This window comes from Trichocoleus sp. FACHB-6 (assembly GCF_014695815.1).
GTDB classification, from domain to species: Bacteria; Cyanobacteriota; Cyanobacteriia; order Cyanobacteriales; family FACHB-T130; genus Funiculus; species Funiculus sociatus.
In genome coordinates, this window is the sequence record NZ_JACJOY010000019.1 from 1 (window position 1) to 22,646 (window position 22,646).

Consider the following 22,646-nt stretch of genomic DNA (forward strand, 5'->3'; position numbering starts at 1 on the left):
TCCTTCTACCGCATCTTCAGTTCAACGTTCACATAGAGGCACTGGAAACGATGGAAGCTAACAATTCATTCCTTCCTTCTACCGCATCTTCAGTTCAACTGCGTAACTCCTGACCAAGAAAACTTATGACAAAAACAGAAATATTGGCAGCACCCAAACAGATGACAACCGAAGAACGCTGAGAAATCATCGAAGCTGCTTCGCGGATGATGCAGGAAAAAATAGAAGACAAGGCTTCGTTTTTATAGCCCTTAAATTCTATTTGGCAAATATTTTTAGAGCAAATTGGCAAATTTATCGCAAAAATCCTATTTTCAACCGTTAAACTAGGCAATAGTGCAGATGTACTGCTATTTCTAAATAAGAGGTACGGCGCTTTACCCTGAATGATCCCACTGCAACTGGTTCTCAAAAACTTCCTCAGCTACCGCGAGGCAAATTTAGATTTTAGCGGCTTGCATACAGCCTGCATCTGTGGTTCTAATGGTGCGGGTAAATCTTCCCTTCTAGAGGCTATCACCTGGGCAATTTGGGGAGAATGTCGTGCAGCTACGGAAGATGATGCTATCAATGCTGGCGCTAAAGAAGTTCGCGTTGATTTCACTTTCCAATGCAATCAGCAAACTTATCGGGTGATTCGGACTCGTCAGCGGGGACAGGGTGGATCTCTAGAATTTCAGGTACAGAGTTCCAACGATTTTCGCTCTTTGACTGGGCGAGGAATGCGGGCGACGCAACAGATGATAATACATCACCTGAAGTTGGATTACGAGACTTTCGTGAATTCCGCTTATCTGCGTCAAGGTAAAGCGGACGAGTTTATGCTCAAGCGTCCCAATGAGCGGAAACAAATTCTCGCCGACTTGCTGAAGCTGTCTCAGTATGAGGAACTAGCAGAACAGGCGAAGGATGCGTCTAAACAGTATAAAGCGCAGGCGGAGCAGTTAGAGCAGAGTTTACTCTCGATAGAGCAACAACTGCAACAACGGGATGCGATCGCTCTCCAACTCTCCTCCGTGGAAACTCAGTTGAGCGAGTTGCAACAAGCCCAAACTATTGATAATAGCAAAGCCCAAGGTTTGCTTGCCCAACAGCATCAGCGGCAAACTTTTGAACAACAACTGAGTTTTGTCAAGCAGCAGTATCAAAATCTTAACCAAGATTGCGATCGCTATCGGCAAGAAATCGCCGCAACTCAACAGCAACAACGGCAATTAGAAAATTTACTCCAAAAAGAAGACGAAATCTTAGCTGGTTACGCCAATTTTCAAGGCTTGCAAATTCAGGAAGAAACGCTCACTTCTAAATCTCAAGCTTACCAAGATGCCCAACAACAACTCGGTAAACTACAGCAAAAGCTAAGCGAACAAATTAACGAGCTTAATTTACAACTCAGACAAGAGCAAGGGCAACTTGACGCTTTGCGGCAATCTAGAGCAGATATACAACAAATCTTGAGCCGCACGGAAGAAGTAGAAGCCGGGTTGCAAAAATTACAGCAAGCGCGAGCTTATTTAAGTCATCTCGATCAGCTACAGGTGCAAGTGGCTCCCCTGGCGCAACGTCGCGCACAGGTGCAAACGGAACTAGATCGCGTCCAGGCTCGATTATCTGCCAGATTAGAAGAACTCCGCAAGTCAGTTCGCGATCTGCAAAAACAGCAACAACGCCAACCCAAACTGCAAGAAACATTACAGCAGGTTGAAGGACAAATTCAGCAACTCGACAAAAAGCGAGTTTATCAGGAACGAGTGCATGAAAAAGAATTGCATCAGCGTAGTTTCCGCGATCGCTTGCAAGCAAATCAGCGGGAATGGGAAAATAAACTTACAGAATTAGCTCAAAAGCTGCAATTGATCCAGAATCCTAATTCTAGTTGTCCGCTGTGCGATCGGCCACTGGATGAACATCACTGGCAATTGGTAGTGCAAAAAACCCAAAGTCAGGAACAAACGGTTCAAGATCAAATTTGGGATGTAGACGGGCAAATAGCTTTATGCGAGTATCAGTTACAGACGCTGACTCGTGAGTTGAAGGAAATATCCCAAGAACTTGCCAACTACGATGCTTTGCGGGAACAACGCGGACAACTAGCAGCAGAACGCTCAGCTATGGCTGAAATCCAGGCTCGTCTGCAACAGATTTTAGTAGAAAAAGAGCAAATTGAGCGATCGCTTTCTGCCAACGATTATGCTCCCGATAAACAAGAAGAACTGCACCGCCTTGACCAACAATTGCAACAGCTTAAATATAATGAGCAAGATCATGCCTTAGCTAGAGGTGAGGTAGATCGTTGGCGTTGGGCAGAAATTAAACAAGCAGAAATCAAACAAGCACAGCGGCGACAAGCACAAATAGACGCACAACAACCAGAATTATTAGCGAAGATTGCTCATCTGCGATCGCAAATTCAGCAGCTACAAGTCAATTCCGATTTATCTCGACAGATAGAAGCTCTGAATCAGCAGATGGCGGAAATTGGTTATGAGCGATCGCAGCATGACACGCTGAGAAAAGCGTTGCGTCAGGCGCAGGCGTGGCAATTCCGCTATCAAGAACTCCAACAATCACAGCAGCAATATCCTCTGGTGAGACAGCGATCGCAAGATTTAGCGCAGTCCTTGGAAATGCGATCGCAAGACTTGCAACAAATGACCTCTCAAATGGATGCCATTGTTCAACAATTGCAACAAACACCAGATACTAAAGGCGAGCTTCGAGATTTAGAACAGCAGATACACCAGCGGCAACTGTTACAAAATGACCATCAACGACAGTTAGGAAGCTTACAACAACAGCAACAACATCTCGAACAACTCAGCACTCAACACGCAGAACTCAAAAATCAGCACGTAACCACCCAGCGGCAATATCGAGTTTATCAAGAATTAGCACAAGCTTTTGGTAAAAACGGCATCCAAACTTTGATGATTGAAAACGTGTTGCCACAGTTAGAAGCTGAGACAAATTCTTTACTTTCTCGGCTTAGCGGTAATCAATTACACGTCCAATTTGTAACTCAAAAAGCCGGACGTAGTGGACGCTCATCAGCTAAAAAAGCGGCAAAATTAATTGACACCTTAGATATTTTAATTGCTGATGCTCGTGGTACCCGTCCTTATGAAACTTACTCTGGGGGTGAGGCATTTCGGATTAACTTTGCAATTCGTCTGGCGTTAGCAAAGATGTTAGCGCAACGTGCGGGAACGGCTTTGCAAATGCTGATTGTCGATGAGGGATTTGGTACCCAAGACGCCGAAGGATGCGATCGCTTAATTGCGGCGATAAACGCCATCTCTCCTGACTTCGCCTGCATTCTCACCGTCACCCATATGCCACAATTCAAAGAAGCCTTCCAAACCCGCATCGAAGTGTATAAAACCCAGAATGGCTCTCAGTTGAGCCTGATGATGTAAAACCTAACCCCAGGTTTCCGGCAGGAATCAACCTTGCCCCACCCGAACTATACTATTCGGTATTCTCACCCTAATTCGCTCACTCAGACGATGCCCTTCAGCATGGGAATCGCTACGATCAAAGTAACAGAAAGAAAGTGAACAACACAACATCTTCCTCCAGGCTGAATTGTCAGCCATTCTTATCACTCCTGCGAGAGGTTTTATGATTCGATTTCTCGTTAGCGTGCTAGTGTTTGTTATCGACACGCTTTATCGCGATCGCCCTTATCAACGCTTCTACGTATTAGAAACAGTGGCTCGCGTCCCCTACTTTTCCTTTTTGTCAGTCTTGCACCTTTACGAAAGTATGGGATGGTGGAGAAAAGCTGACTGGCTGAAAGTTCACTTTGCCGAATCTTGGAACGAACTGCACCACCTGCTGATTATGGAATCCTTGGGTGGGAACCAACATTGGAGCGATCGCGCTCTCGCCCGAACTACAGCCCTAATTTACTACTGGGTAGTTGTAGCACTTTACATCGTTTCGCCCCGCACCGCCTACAACTTCATGGAAATGGTGGAAGAACACGCCTACCATACCTACGCGACGTTCTTGCAAGAGCATGAAGCTGAACTAAAGGCGCAACCTGCACCGCAAGTAGCAATTCACTACTACCGCGACGGCGATCTCTACCTATTTGATGAGTTTCAAACTGGTGTAGTACCTGAATCTCGACGGCCTGTAGTTGACAACCTTTATGATGTTTTTGTCAACATTCGGGATGACGAAGACCAACACGTCAAAACCATGATCGCGTGTCAAAAAACCGACGCTCAAAATACTTTCCAGAGTCCCCATTCCCTACCTTACACCGAACAGAAGGTTCTCCTGCCTCAAGTATCAGGTGCCGAGGTTGAGTATCAGTTAGCCACTGCTAAAAGTTAACTGATTCTCCAGCATTCATCTCCTTCTCCGTTTGCACTGAGAAGGGGATGAGAGGCTAAAAAATATTATTCCCCAAAGCACCAGACGAATAACACCACCAAAGTTGTAAGAATCAACCAGTTAGGTATAGATACCAAATTTAAGATACTCAAAGGCCACAAAACCAGAATTTGCGAAAATATCCAACTGGCGGTTAACATTAGCACAGTCAAGATAACCAGTGGCATAAAACCCTCCTAAACTAAAGCGATATAAAAATTGCTTTCTCTTTCTGGTTCACTGAGCATTTTTTCGGCGAAACACTTTGTAAATGTGGCAGACAAATAGGTGTCACTTGTGCCAACCGCAAATTGCATAAACTTGATTAAAACAGTAAGTAGTCTTATCTGTACTCGTACTCACCTGCGGGTAGAAAATTAAATCCGTGGTTGAAAAGGAGGGTACCTGCAATGCAACGATTCAGAGTTATTGGTAGTTTAGCTTTAATCTCAGCCTTAAGCGCTACAGCCGTTTTAGCGAAAGAAGCAAATTTTGATAATTTAATTATGTCAGCCGAGGGGAGAAATGCCAGAAGGGTTGCCACAGGTTACACTGGCGGCTCTTTTTCGCTGACATCAATTGCCAATCGCGATCGCTCTAAAAACCCCTGTATCGGTTACGGTTCGCCAAATCCCGATCATATTTTAGTCTTGCAGAAAGATTATCCCCGCCTAAAAATACAAGTAGACAGCGGAGGACAAGACACAACTCTACTCATCAGAGGACAATCAAATATTATTCGCTGTGGCGACGATACAGGTTCGCGTAAGGATGCCAGCATCGAAGATACGGGTTGGAAAGCTGGTAGATATCGCATTTGGGTGGGTTCTATAGACGCTGGGAAACGGCGAAATTACACCATTTCCGTACAAGAATAAGTTTTTCTCCCTCCCAGTTTCCGACTGGGAACGCAACTCTTAAAGGTGCTTCCCGCAAGCCTCGCGAAAGCTGAGAATATGTGAGCCTCACAGTAGCGCCATTTCCAGGCGGGGGACTGAGAACGAGAAAAGCCCCCCTTTTGTTAGCTACCGCATAGACACAAGTCAGCAGACTCCCCAAACCCCTCTCCAACACCCAAAGGAGCTTTGAAAATGGCTCCCTCCGGCTCCCCTTAGCGGCTGGTGGCTAGGTCTGTCACTTGTGTGTACGCAGTAGGCTTTTTAAGAGGGGGTTGGAGAAATCTCCTTATACCTTAATCATTTCCCAGCATTTGCAATTTGTATAAACTCGCATAAAGACCGCCTTGCTGCAATAATTCTTCGTGACTGCCCGACTCCACCAATTGCCCGCGCTTCAACACCAAAATCCGATCCACATTGCGAATAGTAGAAAGTCGGTGAGCGATGATAATAGCTGTGCGTCCTTCCAGCAACTTATCTAAAGCATCCTGAATTAAAGCTTCTGTAGCAACATCCAGACTTGCCGTTGCCTCATCTAACACTAAGACACGGGGATTGCGGATAGCAGCACGGGCGAAAGCTAACAACTGCTTTTGTCCGCTAGAAATATTAGTGCCTCGTTCTCTGAGTTGGGTGTCATAGCTTTGAGGCAGCCGTTCGATGAAACTACCAACATTGGTTTTTTCGGCTGCTGCCTTAACTTCCTCGAATGAATAAGTGTCTCCCAGCGTGATATTGCTCTTGACATCGCCAGCAAAGAGAAAACCATCCTGAAGAATAACGCCCATGTGTTCCCGCAGTTCTTGTTGCGGTAAGTCGCGGATGTTTATTCCATCAAGGAAAATACGACCTTGGGTGGTGTCGTAAAGGCGGCACAGCAGACGGATAATAGAACTTTTTCCGGCACCTGTTGGGCCAACTAGAGCAACCTTTTCACCAGGCTTGATGGTGAAGTTTAGGTTTTTGAGGACGTATTCATCGTTTTTGTAGGCGAAAGAGACATTTTCAAAGCGAATTTCACCTTTTCGTCCGTTGTCCGTTGTCCGTTGCCCGTTGAGCGTTGCCAATGACGACTCGGAATCGCGGATTTCAATCGGCTCACTTAGAATATCAGTGATGCGCTCGACAGCGGTAAAACCAGATTGCAGCGCGGTGAACTTTTCAGCAAATTGACGCAAGGGGTCGAATAGACGCTGGGCATATAGGACAAAAGCTGATAGGGTGCCAAAATTGATGGATTTCCCCATAATCAGGATGCCGCCTAACCAGAGTACGCCCGCGATCGCTACCAAAGCAACCCACTCCAGGGTCGCCGATACCGCTGAGTCGTGAAAGATGGTTTTATCAACTTCACGGATGTATCGCTGGTTGGTAGTGCGAAACAGTTCGGCGTTGAATTTCTCCCGCCGGAACAACTGCACCACGTTCACACCAACGATATTTTCTTGCAGCGTCGAGTTAAGCGCAGAAAGTTCGTCCCTAGCTTTGTAATTAGCTTTGCGGTACTCCTGCTGGAAGTAAATAATCAAACCTGTTACTGGTACCAACAACAGCACCAGCATCAATCCCAGTTGCCATTGCAAGGCAAACATGGTGATAGCAATTACCAAAATCGAGACTAAATCACTGACAATCCCAACAGCACCTGTAGAAAAGACATCCCCCAAGGCTTCTACATCGCTGGTGAGGCGCGTAATCAATCTCCCTACTGGTGTCCGGTCAAAAAACCGCACTGCCAGGGAAGTTACATGGTTAAATAAATCGGTGCGAATTTCTGCGGTAATTTGCTGCCCAACCTTCTGCACCGTGTAACCTTGGATTGCTGTAAACACCAGCCTTACCACCATTGTTACCAGCAGTAAAAGCGAGAGAATATTGATCCCGTCTAATAAAGGTTTACCCCTAAGAAAAGGCCAAACTTGTTCGGAGCGAATCAACGAGATTGCTTGCCCGATTATGATTGGTTGAATGGCTCCTGCTACGGATAGCGGCAGCAACAATATGAGAGAAATTATTAGCAGACCACGACTGCGACGCGCATAGGGTGCTAGTCGTAGGAAAAGCCGCCAGTCGCTTTCGCGCCGACGCGGTTTTGCCAAATTATCCGAAAGAAGCGGGGATTGAGTCATGATCCTTAGTCTTTAGTCTTCAGTCATTAGCCCTTAACTAATCGCTAATGACTAATGACTAACCTTATTCTTTCCCCTTCAGGAGTGCGGTGGCAGCTGCCTGGAGAGATATGTAGGCAGTTTCTGGTTGTCCGTTGATGTAAGAATTACCGTCTTCGGTTTCGCAGAGGAGGCCTATTTTTTGCCCATCAGCACCAACTACCTCTAATACGTCCTGAATCGTCTCAATGTCAAAACCTTCGACAACTGAACTCCAATCACTTTTGTCAACTGCGCGAATTCTAATAGTTTCTTCCATCTAGTTGCCTACTCCTAACAATTCAACGTTGCGCTTCGCAACTGTTCCACCCATTTATGAATATCGCCACCGTTCAGACGATATGAGAGAGGGTGGGCAATCAGCCGCGCCGTACTCTCAAATAGTGTATCAATTTCTACTAAACCGTTTTCTCGTAGAGTGCGACCTGTGGAAACCAAATCTACAATCGCCTCCGACATTCCCGTAATCGGCCCTAGTTCCACTGAACCATACAAAGGCACGATTTCCACAGGTAAATCTAAGCTATCAAAGTATTCGTGGGCGCAGTGAACATACTTAGATGCGACTCTACCATGAGGCGGCAATTCCAGCACAGAGCGGTATGGACTTTCGGCGCGTACTGCTACCGACATCCGACAGCCTCCAAACTGAAGGTCGGCTAAATTAGCTACCAGGGGATTTTTTTCTCGCAGCACGTCATAGCCGACTATTCCCAAATGCGCTTGCCCATATTCAACGTAAACAGGGACATCTTGCGCCCGTACCAGTAGTGCTTTAGCGGTACCTGTGGGATCTTCGATCTGAAGTTGGCGGTTGGCAGAATCTTGAAAGGCGCTAAAATCGAGTCCGACAGATTGGAACAGTCGAATGCTATCAGATAAGAGTGCGCCTTTAGGCAATGCAACGGTAATCATGAATAGTGCAGTAAACGTCCTGCAAAATGGTAGCTGAAAGCTGACACTTTGCACCGTCACTCTTAAGAAGAATGGCAGTGATTTAAGACTTAGAGGATAGGTAGCGCGATCGCGCTACCTATCCTCTCCCTTATTTTAGTTGGGTTTCTCGCCCCTCACCCCTCGGCTCTTGCCGAAAAAGGGTAAAAAGAAAACTCTAAAATATTTTTCTGGCTCCCCTTCTCTGATTATGGGAGAAGGGGGTGAAGGGCATTGTGACTCAGTTAGCCCTACGACGCTTCAGGCGAGTAAGCCCTACAACTGCCACTAAACCTAGTAGCGTAGTCGGTTCTGGTACGGAAACACCATTGCCATCACCAGGTACAATTACCTGGCCCCCAGTTGCAGGAGCAACCAAGGATGAGACATCGCGGGCACGAATGCCTTCACCGCTCTTAATATCGCTTTCATCAATTGTGCCTCCCAGATTTCCGCGGATATACTGTTCCAGAGCTTGCTGGTAAGTAACACCTGAGAGCGTGAACTTGCGATTTTGAGGAATATTCGCCAGAGTTGCGAAGTTGTCCCCACCGTTGGCGGTAAAGTTAATTGTTGCCAGATCGAAGAGTCCTTGGTCAGAGTTTAGCAGGAAGCCACCCTGAGCCACATCATAGAGGAATTGTCCCGTCCGGTCATTGTCAGGATCGAGGAAGATACTCTGAATGCGCGAGCCGGGAGTAGTAATGATGCCATCCGCAGTCACCACCTGAGCAGGGCTGGTAACATCATAAACAACCTCTAACCCGGATAGCTGGAGGAATTGACCGCCACCACCCACATCGGGTGCAGTTTGCCCAGAAACGGCTCTTTCTAAGATTTCCAGCAGTTCTGACGCTGTGATGTCTGTAACTACTGAGACAAAATTCGAGAAGGGCAGAACATCGAAAGTGTCAAACTCTGAGATCGTATCACCGGGCAAGAAACGGCGATCGTTGCGAATGCCACCTCCGTTCTGAATGCCTACTAAAATATTTTCTGGATCTAAACCTACACTTTCTGCACCATCGCGGGCAGCATCACGCACAGCATCAGCAATCAAACTACCAGCAAGCGTACTTTTGGCACGAACATTGGTACGGATGCTGTCCAGAGGGACATTCGTTACTCCAACTGGTGTTTGTTTCAGCCTATCAACAAATGCGGCAACTGGGTTCTGAACTTGCTCTACCAAATCTTGACGAGGAGCCAGCCCATCTAGACTTGTGTTGCGCTTGGGGCCACTTTCTGGTTCTAGAATGCTTGTAACCCTACCATCAGCGAACTCTACCTGCAAGTTGCCCAGATATTTGTATTCGCCATCTGTGGAAACAATCAGCACTGGTTCGCCCGTTACCGCCGCCAGACTGTTGACCTGTGTGCCAGTGTTGGAGTCATAGACCAGGGGGTAAGAGGGAACTGGTGTTTCTCCGGTAAGGGGCAGCAAAGGGTCATCTGGATTTGCTAGACGAGTATCGCTGCCAGCTGCAACGATGATGTCTACGTCTTTGAGTAGACCTGCTAGAGCTTTTTCCTCGTTGATGTTCTGGAGGTGAGAAACCAATACAACTTTATTGATGCCTTGCTGAGTTAGTTTGTCAACTTCGGTCTGCACCTGGTTGGCTAAGGCGGCAAAACCAGGAGTACCTACGACGTCACCGATTGTCTCCACATCTTCGGGGCTGGAAATTGAGCGCAGTAATGGGGTTGTCACGCCTACAACACCAAGGCGCTCTTGCACTCCATTAACGGTCTTGGTGACAATGGTGCTGGGCTGAATCAATCCTTTGAGGGGATTGTTGTCTGGAATAATCAGGTTGGAGGAGACGAAGGGACGGAAACCAGTACCATCGCCTTCCGGGTCGATGAATCTAGCCAGCACATCTGGGCCAAAGTCAAATTCGTGGTTGCCGATGCCACCGACATCAATGTTAAATAGTTCTAGTGCTTTTGCATCGTAGAATTGCTGCCCTTCTGGGAGGCTTAGGCTTGCCTGGAATTGCGGCCCTGATAAGTAGTTATCTCCAGCTGTCACCAGTAGGTCGAAGTCTGTGCTGCTGGCGTTGCGTTGCCTATCGATTAAATCGGCAAACAAGCCAACGCCACTATACTCAAATGTGGTCGGTGGCGTGGTCGTTGGGGAAACAGTGCCAGTCCGGGTTAGCAGGGAGGATTCGGCATCGCTGAAGTGCAGCAGGTTGAGTGTTAGGGCGTGTGTTGTGGTGGATACTAAGGCACTGGTTAAACTCAAGCTGGATACTAGCAACCAGCGCTTGCCACCAGAAAGTTGCTGAAACATTTTATTTATTTCCCTTCAATTACTTAGGTTTCTGCAAGTGGGTAGGTTGGGTCGCTACCTATTAGCGATCGCGCCCTCTGGGTTGCTCCAATTTCTTCCCACTTTTTCGGGGTTAGATTAATAAAGATTAAGCAAATACCCTATACGTATTTGTACGAGTTAGTTCTGAATATCTGATAAACTTCTAGTAAAGAAGAGATTAATAAACTTAATATTTACTTAATCTTCATATAAATAGCCGACTGCTTCACAAAAGCTTTATATATTAAACGGATTGTCAGTTTTTATACTCAGTGGGTCAGAAAAAGTAGCTGAAAGCTGATAAGCAATTCCTTTATAGGTTGTGGCGAGTCTGTCCTTTTTTCGAGGCATCCTATACGTTTCGGAAGAAGAAAATTTTATGATTCATAAAGAAATTGCCATAGCTAATTATGCGGATTCTTTTGGTAGATGATGAAATTGAGCTTGCTGAACCGCTTTCTCGCTTACTTAATCGTGAGGGGTACAGTGTTGATGTGGCTTATAATGGCGCAGATGGCAGCCAGATGGCAATGCAAGGCGGTTACGATTTGCTAATTTTGGATTGGATGCTACCGCAAATGACTGGGTTGGAGATTTGTCAGCAGATGCGATCGCTTAAACTTACTACACCAGTTTTGTTTCTCACTGCCAAAGATACTCTAGACGACCGAGTTCTGGGGTTGGACGCGGGTGCTGATGATTATCTGGTGAAGCCGTTTGAACTGCGGGAGTTATTAGCAAGAGTTCGCGCTTTGTTGCGACGTTCTGCTGCTGATGCGTCTATAGCACCATCAGCATCAAATATACTTCATGTAACAGATTTAGAGCTTGACTGCGACAACCAGCTGGCGTATCGTCGAGGACGCACCATTGAGCTATCGGAAAAAGAAAGCCAACTGCTTGCCTATTTTATGCGTCATTCTGGGCAGTTGCTAACTCATAACCAAATTTATCACCATTTGTGGGATTCCGGAGAACAGCCGAGCAGCAACGTTTTAGCAGCTTTAATTCGCCTGTTGCGGCGCAAAATTGAAGCATCTGGGGAAACACCACTAATTCATACTGTTTATGGCAAAGGTTATCGTTTTGGCGATGGCAGTTGAACAATAGCGATCGCGCTTGTTCAATTCTTCCTACGGGATTGCGATCGCTGTATTGAAGTCGTAATTTAGTATAAATTTTTATAAAAATATAATCTAAATAATGCTCTACAAGGAAATGCCTTTAATTGTTGAGTTGTCTATTTATCTTGACTACAATGAAAATAGCTCAAAATTAAATTACAAAAAACAGAGTTGATATGCCTGAAGATTTTAAAGATCCATTGATAGCTTGGAACTTGAGAAATTTAGATATCATTTTTACGAGTATTCTGTTTATAGGTTTAGCATTCCTTCTGGGCTGGCTAACTCGAAAAAATCCCTATGCCTTGTGGACTACTCTAGTTACTGCTGGCTTAATAATTCTATTATTATTAGTGACGCAGAACGATCATGGTTTTGCTTTTTTCAGCCTGAAACTTGAATAATTAGCTTAGTGTAAAACTAATCAAACTAAACATTTAGTATAGGTTGGGGAGCTGCCCCCTCCGCTGTGTTCCCCGCGTTGAATGGCGTGGCGTTTGAGGAACCTCACCCAACATTGACAAAATTAAAAATTAAAAAAATATATTAAATTTTTAATTTTTAATTTTTACTTCTTTGATTACTGCTCCATAGCCGAGCGTCCTTGCTTGCCTAGTCGAATCAGGACAAAATAGCTCAAGTACAATACATAAATTATCAATCCTACCATTCCTAGAAAACCTAAAAATTGGGGTGAAGTTGTGGAACCGGAGTGGAAAAACTGTTTGTAAAGTCTGGGGGCTTCCAACCAGACATTGCAAAATGGAGACTTAATCGATCCAGGGGAAAATGCACAAGAAAGGAAAGGTAGAAAAGCTAACGCGCCTAAGGTGAGGTAAACAGTGATAGCCCAACGCCATGCTGTTAGCGCTAGTTTCAAAGGACGCAGGGGCCGATCATCAATGTCATCGTTGATATCTTCCCAAAACCAGAGAGAGACGGGAACCAGAAGGCGAGATCCGAAAGAAGCCACAAAAGCAATAGGCCATGCAGGAATCATCAGGTAAAGTGCGATCGCCATCAAACTAGAGACGCGCCAGTAGATAATTAACAAGCGGACAATTGCATCAGCTCTCTGGACAAAAGCCCAAATGAGCAGAATCAGGGGGATGATAACAGTAAACAACACTCCCAGTCGGTAGTCCATCCAAACTAGCGGTCGAAACCAGATGTCATTTTGCATGGGCGGTGTATGGCAGAAATGGCGATTTTTACCAATTTATTCTACCTGCCATTAACACCTTGCACCATGCCCATAGAGTCTCTATGCGATCGCGCTACAGCATAACGCACCCAAAAAACAAGCAAGGAGAACGCCCTTGTTAGACGTTCTCCTTGCTCATATCTCAGAACTATGCCGGAATAGCGGCGTTTAGCACCACGTTAAATCTATTCTTCGTAAATGCGGCACTCAGCAGCGTCCGGATTATCGTCGCAGTATAGCTCAAGAGAGTTTTTCGGTTTTTGTTGACGCTTATGAGACGCTTCTGCTTGCAGTTCTTCAACGGCATCCCACGCAGCAGCGCACTCACCGGAAGTGTCACCCTTGGCATCACAAACAGCCCGGGCTTGATCGCGTTCTTGTTCGATTTGTTCTTGGATATTGCTCATGACTTTATTAGTCCCCGTTTCTTCTTTCAGTTCAGGAAACCTGGTGAATATCGACCTTTGGCGGCATCCAGTCAGGTGTACTACTTAACTTACTCAGTTATTTCAATGATTCCTTACTTGTCATATCTGAATATGCAGTACCAGCACTGGATTGATCTTTATCTTTTAAGATTTGGTCATTTATCCCTCACCGATGTGCCAGTATACACAACAGCTGGCGCATCTAGGCTCATATTAACTAATGTTAATACACCTTACACTAACTTGGTTCCCCCATAGAGATATTGCCCTGGTAGTATAACCAAGCTAACCCGTGCTGGTGTTAGGCTTATGATAAAGCTTTGACATCCTGCCAATCTACCCAAAGGCATCGGATTTTTAGGTGAGACTTTTGTGTAATCCCTATGACTAACCAGATCAAGTGGGCAAACGCCTTATCAACCCGTCCGTCTTTGGAAGCGGCAGTCGAGGAAGTGGTCGAACGCGCCACTAAATCGTTAGAAGCACCTACTGACTTGGGTTTGGTGTTCATCTCCTCTGCTTATGCAAGTGAGTATACGCGGTTGATGCCATTGCTGGAGGAGCGGCTAAAAACAAAAGCCCTGATCGGCTGTGGTGGCGGCGGCATTATTGGGATGAATTCGTCTGGCGAAGTTGAGGAAGTTGAGGGAAAACCAGCTTTAAGCCTCACCTTGGCTCATCTGCCTGGGGTTAAGGTTCACGCTTTTGATATTGCTGGCAATGCGCTACCTGACTTGGATAGCCCTCCTGATGAATGGGTGCAACTGGTTGGCGTATCGCCTGCTGATGAACCGCAGTTCATCTTGTTAGGCGATCCTTTTTCTTCCAAGATTAACGACCTGCTCCAGGGGCTAGATTTTGCTTATCCGGGATCGGTAAAGGTGGGAGGGTTGGCTAGCGGTCGCAACATTGGAGGCAATGCTGGTTTGTTTTGTAACTACCAGTTATACGATGAGGGCGTTGTTGGGGTTGCCTTGAGTGGGAATATTGTTCTAGAAACGATTGTGGCGCAGGGTTGTCGTCCTATTGGTCCGCCTTATCGGGTAATTCAAGGGGAGCGGAATATTGTGCTGTCTGTTTCCCAGCAGGATAATGCTGATGTCAGCAGCAGCGATGGGCAATCTCAGACACCCCTGGAAGCGCTACAGAAGCTAATTGAGAACCTAAGCGAGATAGATAGGCAGTTGGCGCAGGATTCGCTGTTTGTAGGCATTGTACGCGATGAGTTTAAGCAGCAGCTAGAACCGGGAGACTTTCTCATCCGCAACTTACTGGGGGTAGATCCAAGAGTGGGGGCGATCGCTATTGGCGATCGCGTCCGCCCAGGTCAGCGCATCCAATTCCACCTCCGAGATGCCCACACCTCCGCCGAAGACCTGGAACTGCTACTCCAGCATTATCAAAAAGCAGCCACAGGCGAGACACCTACCGCACAAGAAGCAGGTGCCTTGATGTTCTCCTGTCTGGGGCGCGGAGAACGACTTTATCAAAAGCCTAACTTTGACTCCCAGTTGTTCCGTCGCTATCTGAAAAATATTCCTGTGGCGGGTTTCTTCTGTAATGGTGAAATCGGCCCAGTGGCAGGTAGTACCTTTCTACACGGCTACACCTCGGTTTTTGGCATTTGCCGCCAAGGTTAAAATTTTGTATTTCCTCGTTTCCAGCGCCTTATGAAGGTGCTGGAAACGAGGAAAATTAAGAGCTTGTACCAATTTGATTAATATCTGAGAGCTTATACGTGGGTAAGGGCATTGCACTGCCATGCCCCTACAGTCAATTGATGTGTTGGATTGTTTTTTAAAATTGGTATTACATTACAAAAGTGGGACTTTTTCTGAGTTGTCTGAATTACTGTTTCGCTTTTGAATTACCTTTGCAGGAACTCCAACTGCAACTGAGTAAGGTGGAATATCTTTGGTGACAACGGCTCCTGCACCAATGACGCTACCTTGACCAATTGTGACGCCATCAAGTACCTTTACTCCAGCCCCTAGCCAACAGTCATCCTCGATCACAATTCCTTTACGGGTGACTCCTTGGTTCCATATATAACGAGAGGGATCTGCAAAGTTATGATTGTTTGCATAAATCCCAACATATGATGCAATTAAACACTTTTTCCCAATTTTGATATTACCGGGGCCAGCTAAACAGGTGTAGGGGGAAATGTGCGTACCTTCACCAATTTCAATATGGCAGTTACCTTCGTGAGGAACAACGTTGATATCAACACCTCGATCGAGGCAGACATTAGATCCAAGGCGGATCTTACTATTTTCTTCGCAAGCATTTAAACGAACGTCACGGAGAATCTTGACGTTATTCCCAATCTCAATGCAACTAGCACCGATAAATTCACACCCAGTCTGAATATATACAGACTTACCTACCCAACCAAACATTTTAGGGTATAGTAGTTTCCGCATTATAGTGCCGACGGGCCGCCGAATTTGACCCAGTAATATAGTCAATACAGCTTCTTTCACCCGCGACAAACGTGTAAGATAATAATGCTCCGGTGAAGGAAATTGAGATTTTTCATTATTGATAACAAGACTCATGGCAAATACACTCCCTGGTTGTTACGTAAAATCAAAGCTAGTTTTTAAAAACTAACTTTTGTAATGGCAAATTGTGCAGCTGGTTGGATAGCTTTTTCGACTGAATGAAGTCAGTCGAAAGTAGCGATCGCTTGAAATTATGTAGGGAAAATTTCTCAAAGAAGTTAATACATCGGGCAGACTTCCTTGAGGTTGCTATTAAATTTTTTCCAGCCAAAAAACGTACTTACTAGAAACTGGTATAGTTTTTAGTAGTATCTGTAGGGTATTTATGGAGAAGTAATTTAAACCTATGCAGCTACTTCCCACGGCTGGGTCTTAATAACTGTGACCAAATTACGGCGGATTATCTCCAACTTCAGCCATCACGTTGAAATTTACCATCGGTGCAAATAATAAAGGACTTCCACGACGGCTATAGCGACTTTCCTGCAACCAATTTTTTTCTTCTACTGCTGGTGGCTTCACGATGTAGAGAGTGAATTTATAAATTGAGTAGAGACAGACTACAACTAAAGTTATATGTTTTAAGACTTAATCTAGTCAAGGCAGATATTCAACACCATCCCCCTAATGGTAGATATTAGGAGTAGGGATCGTAGATTAAATGAATAAAATTGTGGAGTTGTCGATAAGCTTAGGGGAGCCATCGGTAGCGATCGCGCCAAATGACTCGAAATATCGCTTGACTGCGGGAGGAAATTCCGAAAAGTCAAATAAAGCGTCGCCATTAGCAATATCTGCCCAAAAATAGCGCAAATTGGGGACTAATTTTTCTGCTTCTGCTATTGGTAGATTTAAAGGCGCATCGGTTAGCAGTTTGAGCATAAAGGGAACAGAGCGATCGCCCATCCACTCTCTCGACTTCTGCGATAGCATTGGGTAATTTGGCACAGATTCTACCCGTGGTGACTCAATCTGTAAGGATTTTCTCCCTTCCTTGTCGGTGCGAAAGTTCAATATCCGGTAGGGATGAGGATAGCTGACTAGAGAACCCGTGGTAATATCAAATACATTGCGATCGCAAGCGATATCCTGAACGTGCAAATGCCCTGTAAATACCAGATTTACTCCAGAATCGCGGAGTATTTGCAACAGTAAAGGTGCGTTTTTTAGCATATACCTACGTCCTAACTTATGTTGCGATTGTCTAGGTAAATGCTCGACAACGTTGTGATGCACCATCACCAGCACCAACTCGTTATCATCAATATCTGCTAACACCTGTCGCAGCCAAGCCAACTGTTGCTCGTCTAAACATCCTATCTGTTTTCCCTGCTCATCAAACTGATTAGAATTCAGCCCAATTAGCCGCACTCCAGGCAAAATTTCACAAGTATAATACAACTGCTCTGGATTTTTATAACCGAACTGCTGATAGTAGTAGGGAAAATCTTTTAGCCCAACATTTTGCCCAGTTGATAGTAAACTCAGTACATCATGATTCCCCGGAACGACGTAAACTGGAAAAGGTAGCTTCAACAGACGCTTAGCAAGCCAAGTATGATTATCTGGCTCCCCATCTTGGGTTAAATCTCCGGGTAACAACAGAAAATCTAGGTCGAGTTTTTCTAGATTTTCCAGTACAATCTCTAGTGCTGGGATACTTACTTCCACCAGATGAAATCGGCTGGGATGATCGGAAATAGTGTGAGGAAGCGCGATGTGTAAGTCGCTGACTACAGCAAAGCGAAAATTCAGACTCATAGAGATAATGCCAAGAAAGATTGGGGATGTAATAATACTGATCCCTGTAGATCATAACCTTTGCTGCATTACCTTATGACAAAAGCTCGCGCAGAGCTTCAGTATGGCGCTACACAAATTAAGCCTGACGAGAGTAGGCTTATTATCTATAGCAGTCCTATTTGATTCGTAAAAAAACGAAGCACTCCAGGCGCAGAGGGCGCAGAGAAATAAAAGAGAGAGGGTTACAACTCATTTAGGATTGTTATATAGCTTGCTGTCTTCAGGCTTAGTTTGTTCGACCTTAACTTTAGCCGCCGAATATTTGAAAAAGGAGTTTAAATTTTGGGATCTGTCCGAGTTCGCCAACACGTTAACCCACTTTCACAGAAGTATCTTGAACCAGTGAATCCTCCCGACTGGGAGAAAATTTATGCCGATCCGACACAACCTCTGCATTTGGATATTGGATGCGCCAAAGGGCGATTTTTATTCAATATGGCAACTGTGGAACCTGATTGGAATTTTCTGGGTTTGGAAATTCGAGAACCATTGGTAGAAGATGCAAATGAACGGAAAGTAAGCGCTGAATTGCAAAATCTTCACTACATATTTTGCAATGTGAATAATTCGTTAAATCCTCTTTTAGGTTCTTTGCCAGATGGCACATTGCAGCGCGTGACAATTCAATTTCCCGATCCGTGGTTTAAAAATCGCCATGTTAAACGTCGTGTTGTGCAGCCAGAGATGGTGGGAATTTTGGCAAAATATCTTATTAGTGGAGGAGTTGTATTTTTCCAGTCCGATATTGAGGTCGTGGCGGTAGAAATGCGCGATCGCTTCTCATCTCACCCAGCTTTTCAAAGACAAGGTGACACCTGGCTAGATCCTAACCCGTTACCAGTGCCGACTGAGCGCGAAGTATCTACTATTTCTTCTGGTGAACCCGTTTATCGCGCCATATTTAAAAAGCGATAAACAGGTTTCTCTCGTTCTCTAGGCATAAGCTTAGAGAACGAGCAATAATTTTTCTAAACCCAATTTGGCAACCATTGGCGCAACCAAAACGGCACATATCTACCATTGAAGCGCGGCATTCGCCAATTATAAGCTTCCGATGATAAAGGTAAACCCAGATAAATCGGCATCCAAAATATAAAAGCTAACAAAATTGCCACAATTATTGTGATAGCGATCGCGCGAAACTCAGGTGTCGGACTAAATAGCCATCGATCGACAATCCAAGCTAGTGCCAATGCAGCAAACACACACGCTCCCATGTAATGATACAAAAAAGTGCAGCGTGTCACTCTCACCCAAGGCAACACGTTTGCTAACCAATTAAAAACTAAATACAGGGCTATCCAGGTTGAAGCACTTGGCGTATATTTCCAACTTTTTTTAGTCAGGAACCTTTGAGTTACTAGCAACAGCAGTAGCAAAATTGCCGCTGTTGACAGCCACCACAAAATAGGATTCCCCATCGCATGAACATCATAAATTACTTTCGCTGTACCTACAGGCAAAGGCGGTAAATTTGGTACAGTTTCAGTAGCATTTTGAGCGGTTTGGTAAAAGTAAGCAACTGGGCGCAGCATCAACAGCCAAGTGTACCATCTGGAGCAGTAAGGATGAACTTTAGGCCCATCACCTACCCCTTTGTGGTACGTCAAAATTTTCTTCTGCACCTCCCAAAATCCAAATTCTGGGTTTAGTTTTAAGTGAGGAATCCAGATGACGGAGTAAAACAGAAAGGGGATTATTGCTAGATTTATTGAAATGTGAATTAAATTTAGTTGTGTTAAATTTTGTAGCGGTATTTTGGGAATAAGGGGGGATAAATCATCGGGGATAATTGAAGGATTATCTTTAGTTTTATTCTTAAATAATTTATTATTAACTATTTGTAGTATCCATGCAAAACCCCAAATAAAATATACTCCTAATAGAAACCATAAGCCATTCCATTTTATAGCAACTGATGCGCCGAAAAATATACCAGCAAGAGCAAGAGTTAACCAACGTCGTGCTGATTGATTAGCTAATGCTAACAAGAAAAAATATTGCCCCAGCAGCCCGAAAATAACTAGGTAAACGTTATTGAGGGCATAGCGGGACTCTACCAGGAATAAACCATCAGCGGCGGCAAATATGGCGGCGATTAAGGCATAGCTGCGGCGGTAACTCAGTTGATAAGCGATCGCTCCCACAACTAAGGGAATAAAAGAGCCTGTGAGTGCGTTCAACCAGCGGTAGCTCCAAGGCGATCGCAAAGAACCCGATAATCCATTCATTTCATCGCTCCTAAACAAGCGATCGCCTATCCACATCCCCACGGCAATGATGTATTTACTCAGAGGCGGATGTCCATCAAAAAAACGAGTTTGAGTTAGATAGTTGTTGGCAAATTTAGCATAGTAAACTTCATCAAATACCAGAGTGTTAAATCTTTCCAAACCCCAAAATCTTAGGGCAAGTGAAACTAAAAATACTCCAGTCATGCCAAGCCAGAACCAGTGGTGCCTGATAGAAAATTTGTTCGATGAGGACATAAAATTACGTTAAAAATATTCCTGATATTCCTATTACAGTGCGGCTAGACAAACGAAGCTTGACAAAAGCAGGCTAACAAAAGGCTAATGCTTAAAGGCCGCCAACGCAGTTTTTGTTCAAGTAGCCGCACCGTTGAGGGTGTCGCCTACTCTCAGGATGCACCTCCTCAAAACTGTGTAGCATCATCCCAAAAGTTATTCAATAAGAGTTTATCCTGAGTGCAGTAGCTGCTGGGTACAACCATGAAACACGATGATTTGAGCGAGCGCGAAGTCGTTGCTAGTCGCGGATCTTCTCCGCCGCCGTCTGGGTGGCAAGGCGCGATCGCGCGATTCTTTAAGTTTGACGAATTCAACACTAACTTTCGCACTGAGGTGTTGGCTGGTGTCACCACCTTTATGACAATGGCATATATTCTGGCAGTCAATCCGGGGATTTTGTCAAATGCGATTTTTCTCTCCCAGCCGCAGGATTTGTTTGGCGAGTTGGTAATAGCGACGGCACTTTCCAGCGCGATCGCTACCTTGGTGATGGGCTTAACGGCAAATTATCCCTTCGCTCTTGCGCCGGGGATGGGGCTAAATGCCTTTTTTGCTTTCTCCGTAGTTTTGGCGCTAAAAATCGATTGGCGGGTGGCTTTAAGCGCTGTTTTAATCGAAGGACTAATTTTCATTGCCCTTACCCTATCAAATATTCGCAGCCAAATTATTAAAGCAATCCCTGAATGTCTCAAACAAGCCACAGCAGCGGGAATTGGCTTGTTTATTGCTTACATCGGTTTGGCTGGCGATCCCAAGACTGGCGGCGCGGGAATAATTGTGGCACACCCCGCCACGAAAACCGCTTTGGGTAATTTTGCTCAACCAACGACTTTGGTAGCGATCGCAGGTATTCTCATTACCGCCGCTTTTGTCGCCCGCCGTATCAAAGGGGCGCTACTGTGGGGAATTCTCGCAACTGCCTTACTTGGATGGATTCTTCGCATCGCACCCGCGCCTTCTGGTATTGTTGCATTACCGCAGTGGCCTGGAGATTTATTTGGGCAAGCTGTCGTAGGTTTGAGTCAAATTGGTAGAACTAATATCTGGGATTTAGTCGCTGTTACCTTTGTCTTTCTATTCATAGACTTATTCGACACCATTGGCACCCTCGCAGGTGTCGGAACGCAAGCAGGCTACATTGATGAAAATGGCGAACTTCCCCGCGCCAGCGAAGCGCTGATGGCAGATGCGGTAGGAACTACAGTAGGTGCAATTTTGGGAACTTCCACCGTCACTACTTACATTGAGTCTGCCGCTGGAGTTTCAGAAGGAGGACGCACCGGTTTTACTGCTGTTGTCACTGCCATTTTATTCACCCTATCGATATTTTTTATTCCCCTCCTTTCAGCAGTTCCCGCTTTCGCCACAGCACCAGCATTGTTAATTGTTGGCGTATTGATGGCGGGAAATGTGCGGATGATTCGTTGGGACGACCCAGCAGAATCTATTCCCTCATTTTTGACAATTTTACTAATGCCTTTAACTTACTCAATTGCCGAAGGTCTAGCGATTGGCTTTATCACTTATCCGCTGATTAAATCGTTTCAAGGTAAAGCCCATGAAATTAGTTTAGCAGTGTGGATTTTGGCTGGGATTTTCGTGCTGAGATTTGTGTTGATGGCTGTAAGATCAGGTAGTTGAAGAATGCGATCGCATTTTTCCATAAACGCGATCGCTTCGTACCTCCTACAATTTGTCTTCTTCTTTCTCTAAACTTTTAATGTATATCGTCCTCTGTAATCCGCTAAAATTGCTTTCTGCTTAAAAGAATTTATATTACACAGAATTTATCCCCTGTAAACAACACATTGCAGAGGTAAAAAAGTTGGACAAGCCTATCATATTGAAATTTTTAATAATACGATGCCTTTAATAATTTATTGATAAGATAATAAAACCATACCTTTTTCTACAAATTTAGAAAACTGCATGGGAACTATCGGCTATTTTATCTATCATTAGAATAGATCGCTAATTGTGTAATAATTTATTACTATATATTTACCACTAACAATTTATATGAGCAATTCTGTAGCCCAGCGTCTGGAACAATACACCGTCAAGCGATCGCAAGAGGTTTTACTTGTCACCGTTCTAGTTGCTGAGGAAGAAGATCAAATTGCCATTTTTAAAGGATACTCTAGTTCTTTGATGCGCCCCACAGCTTTTGATCCCGATATTCCGGTGCTGCCAGACAATGCAAAAATTATCTCTATTGATAGGCTATTTGCCCCCTATAATCCCTCTTCTCCCCATTATATACAGCAAGGCTTGACGTGGGAGACGCTGCAACCGCTCTTGTCTGAGGTGGGAGTTTGAGCAAAACTAAGTTAGGCTGATAGTAAAAGC

Annotated in this window: 20 protein-coding genes; 9 read left to right on the forward strand and 11 right to left on the reverse strand. The window is 45.0% G+C overall.

All coding sequences use genetic code 11. The annotated features are described in order from the left end of the window. Positions 1 to 386: 386 nt before the first annotated feature. Positions 387 to 3,416 (forward strand): SMC family ATPase, encoded by a 3,030-nt coding sequence (locus H6F66_RS03190; RefSeq protein ID WP_190418141.1) that lies wholly within the window; start codon positions 387 to 389, stop codon positions 3,414 to 3,416. A gap of 205 nt (positions 3,417 to 3,621) precedes the next feature. Continuing rightward, positions 3,622 to 4,344 (forward strand): alternative oxidase, encoded by a 723-nt coding sequence (locus H6F66_RS03195; protein WP_190418143.1) that lies wholly within the window; start codon positions 3,622 to 3,624, stop codon positions 4,342 to 4,344. A 65-nt stretch (positions 4,345 to 4,409) separates the two neighbouring features. Here H6F66_RS03195 and H6F66_RS03200 read toward each other — a convergent pair whose 3' ends face one another. Continuing rightward, a complete protein-coding gene (locus H6F66_RS03200; RefSeq protein WP_190418145.1) occupies positions 4,410 to 4,571 on the reverse strand; it encodes a hypothetical protein in 162 nt (53 codons plus the stop codon). A gap of 222 nt (positions 4,572 to 4,793) precedes the next feature. Between H6F66_RS03200 and H6F66_RS03205 the strand changes: the two genes are divergently transcribed. Further along, positions 4,794 to 5,261 (forward strand): hypothetical protein, encoded by a 468-nt coding sequence (locus H6F66_RS03205; RefSeq protein WP_190418147.1) that lies wholly within the window; start codon positions 4,794 to 4,796, stop codon positions 5,259 to 5,261. 314 nt (positions 5,262 to 5,575) lie between these two features. On the opposite strand, the gene H6F66_RS03210 is transcribed toward H6F66_RS03205, so the two are convergent. The 4 genes from H6F66_RS03210 to H6F66_RS03225 all read right to left on the reverse strand — a co-directional run bounded on the left by H6F66_RS03210 (position 5,576) and on the right by H6F66_RS03225 (position 10,679). Then, entirely contained in the window at positions 5,576 to 7,411 is a 1,836-nt protein-coding gene (locus H6F66_RS03210; protein WP_190418149.1) for an ABC transporter ATP-binding protein, read from the reverse strand. A 64-nt stretch (positions 7,412 to 7,475) separates the two neighbouring features. After that, positions 7,476 to 7,709 carry a hypothetical protein gene (locus H6F66_RS03215; protein ID WP_190418151.1) on the reverse strand — a complete coding sequence of 78 codons (234 nt, stop codon included), beginning with the start codon at positions 7,707 to 7,709 and terminating at the stop codon, positions 7,476 to 7,478. 14 nt (positions 7,710 to 7,723) lie between these two features. After that, complete coding sequence (gene hisG, locus H6F66_RS03220; RefSeq protein WP_190418153.1) at positions 7,724 to 8,365, reverse strand: ATP phosphoribosyltransferase; 642 nt, start codon at positions 8,363 to 8,365, stop codon at positions 7,724 to 7,726. Between the two features lie 259 nt (positions 8,366 to 8,624). After that, positions 8,625 to 10,679 carry a 5'-nucleotidase C-terminal domain-containing protein gene (locus H6F66_RS03225; RefSeq protein WP_190418155.1) on the reverse strand — a complete coding sequence of 685 codons (2,055 nt, stop codon included), beginning with the start codon at positions 10,677 to 10,679 and terminating at the stop codon, positions 8,625 to 8,627. A gap of 431 nt (positions 10,680 to 11,110) precedes the next feature. Between H6F66_RS03225 and rppA the strand changes: the two genes are divergently transcribed. Next, complete coding sequence (gene rppA / locus H6F66_RS03230) at positions 11,111 to 11,803, forward strand: two-component system response regulator RppA (RefSeq protein WP_190418157.1); 693 nt, start codon at positions 11,111 to 11,113, stop codon at positions 11,801 to 11,803. A 197-nt stretch (positions 11,804 to 12,000) separates the two neighbouring features. After that, a complete protein-coding gene (locus tag H6F66_RS03235; protein ID WP_190418159.1) occupies positions 12,001 to 12,228 on the forward strand; it encodes a hypothetical protein in 228 nt (75 codons plus the stop codon). A 176-nt stretch (positions 12,229 to 12,404) separates the two neighbouring features. On the opposite strand, the gene H6F66_RS03240 is transcribed toward H6F66_RS03235, so the two are convergent. Beyond that, the gene (locus tag H6F66_RS03240; protein ID WP_190418161.1) at positions 12,405 to 13,007 is read right to left on the reverse strand and encodes a DUF3177 family protein; all 603 of its coding nucleotides are present in this window, start codon (positions 13,005 to 13,007) and stop codon (positions 12,405 to 12,407) included. Between the two features lie 206 nt (positions 13,008 to 13,213). Beyond that, a complete protein-coding gene (locus H6F66_RS03245) occupies positions 13,214 to 13,435 on the reverse strand; it encodes a Calvin cycle protein CP12 (RefSeq protein ID WP_190418163.1) in 222 nt (73 codons plus the stop codon). Positions 13,436 to 13,839: 404 nt separating this feature from the next. Here H6F66_RS03245 and H6F66_RS03250 point away from each other — a divergent pair, with 404 nt between their 5' ends. Beyond that, on the forward strand, positions 13,840 to 15,096 hold the full coding sequence (locus H6F66_RS03250; protein WP_190418165.1) for an FIST N-terminal domain-containing protein: 1,257 nt from the start codon (positions 13,840 to 13,842) through the stop codon (positions 15,094 to 15,096). A gap of 174 nt (positions 15,097 to 15,270) precedes the next feature. On the opposite strand, the gene H6F66_RS28705 is transcribed toward H6F66_RS03250, so the two are convergent. The 3 genes from H6F66_RS28705 to H6F66_RS03260 all read right to left on the reverse strand — a co-directional run bounded on the left by H6F66_RS28705 (position 15,271) and on the right by H6F66_RS03260 (position 17,724). Further along, positions 15,271 to 16,017 carry a DapH/DapD/GlmU-related protein gene (locus H6F66_RS28705; protein ID WP_277874019.1) on the reverse strand — a complete coding sequence of 249 codons (747 nt, stop codon included), beginning with the start codon at positions 16,015 to 16,017 and terminating at the stop codon, positions 15,271 to 15,273. 336 nt (positions 16,018 to 16,353) lie between these two features. Next, entirely contained in the window at positions 16,354 to 16,485 is a 132-nt protein-coding gene (locus H6F66_RS28710; RefSeq protein WP_277874020.1) for a hypothetical protein, read from the reverse strand. A gap of 135 nt (positions 16,486 to 16,620) precedes the next feature. Beyond that, a complete protein-coding gene (locus H6F66_RS03260) occupies positions 16,621 to 17,724 on the reverse strand; it encodes a metallophosphoesterase (RefSeq protein ID WP_190418167.1) in 1,104 nt (367 codons plus the stop codon). A gap of 324 nt (positions 17,725 to 18,048) precedes the next feature. Between H6F66_RS03260 and trmB the strand changes: the two genes are divergently transcribed. After that, entirely contained in the window at positions 18,049 to 18,681 is a 633-nt protein-coding gene (trmB, locus tag H6F66_RS03265; protein ID WP_190418169.1) for a tRNA (guanosine(46)-N7)-methyltransferase TrmB, read from the forward strand. A gap of 53 nt (positions 18,682 to 18,734) precedes the next feature. Here trmB and H6F66_RS03270 read toward each other — a convergent pair whose 3' ends face one another. Next, complete coding sequence (locus H6F66_RS03270) at positions 18,735 to 20,255, reverse strand: phospholipid carrier-dependent glycosyltransferase (RefSeq protein WP_190418171.1); 1,521 nt, start codon at positions 20,253 to 20,255, stop codon at positions 18,735 to 18,737. Positions 20,256 to 20,498: 243 nt separating this feature from the next. Here H6F66_RS03270 and H6F66_RS03275 point away from each other — a divergent pair, with 243 nt between their 5' ends. Both H6F66_RS03275 and H6F66_RS03280 read left to right on the forward strand, forming a co-directional pair. Further along, entirely contained in the window at positions 20,499 to 21,938 is a 1,440-nt protein-coding gene (locus tag H6F66_RS03275; RefSeq protein WP_190418173.1) for an NCS2 family permease, read from the forward strand. Positions 21,939 to 22,316: 378 nt separating this feature from the next. Next, positions 22,317 to 22,616, forward strand: coding sequence for a hypothetical protein (locus tag H6F66_RS03280; RefSeq protein ID WP_190418175.1), 300 nt, complete (start codon positions 22,317 to 22,319; stop codon positions 22,614 to 22,616). Positions 22,617 to 22,646: the final 30 nt, after the last annotated feature.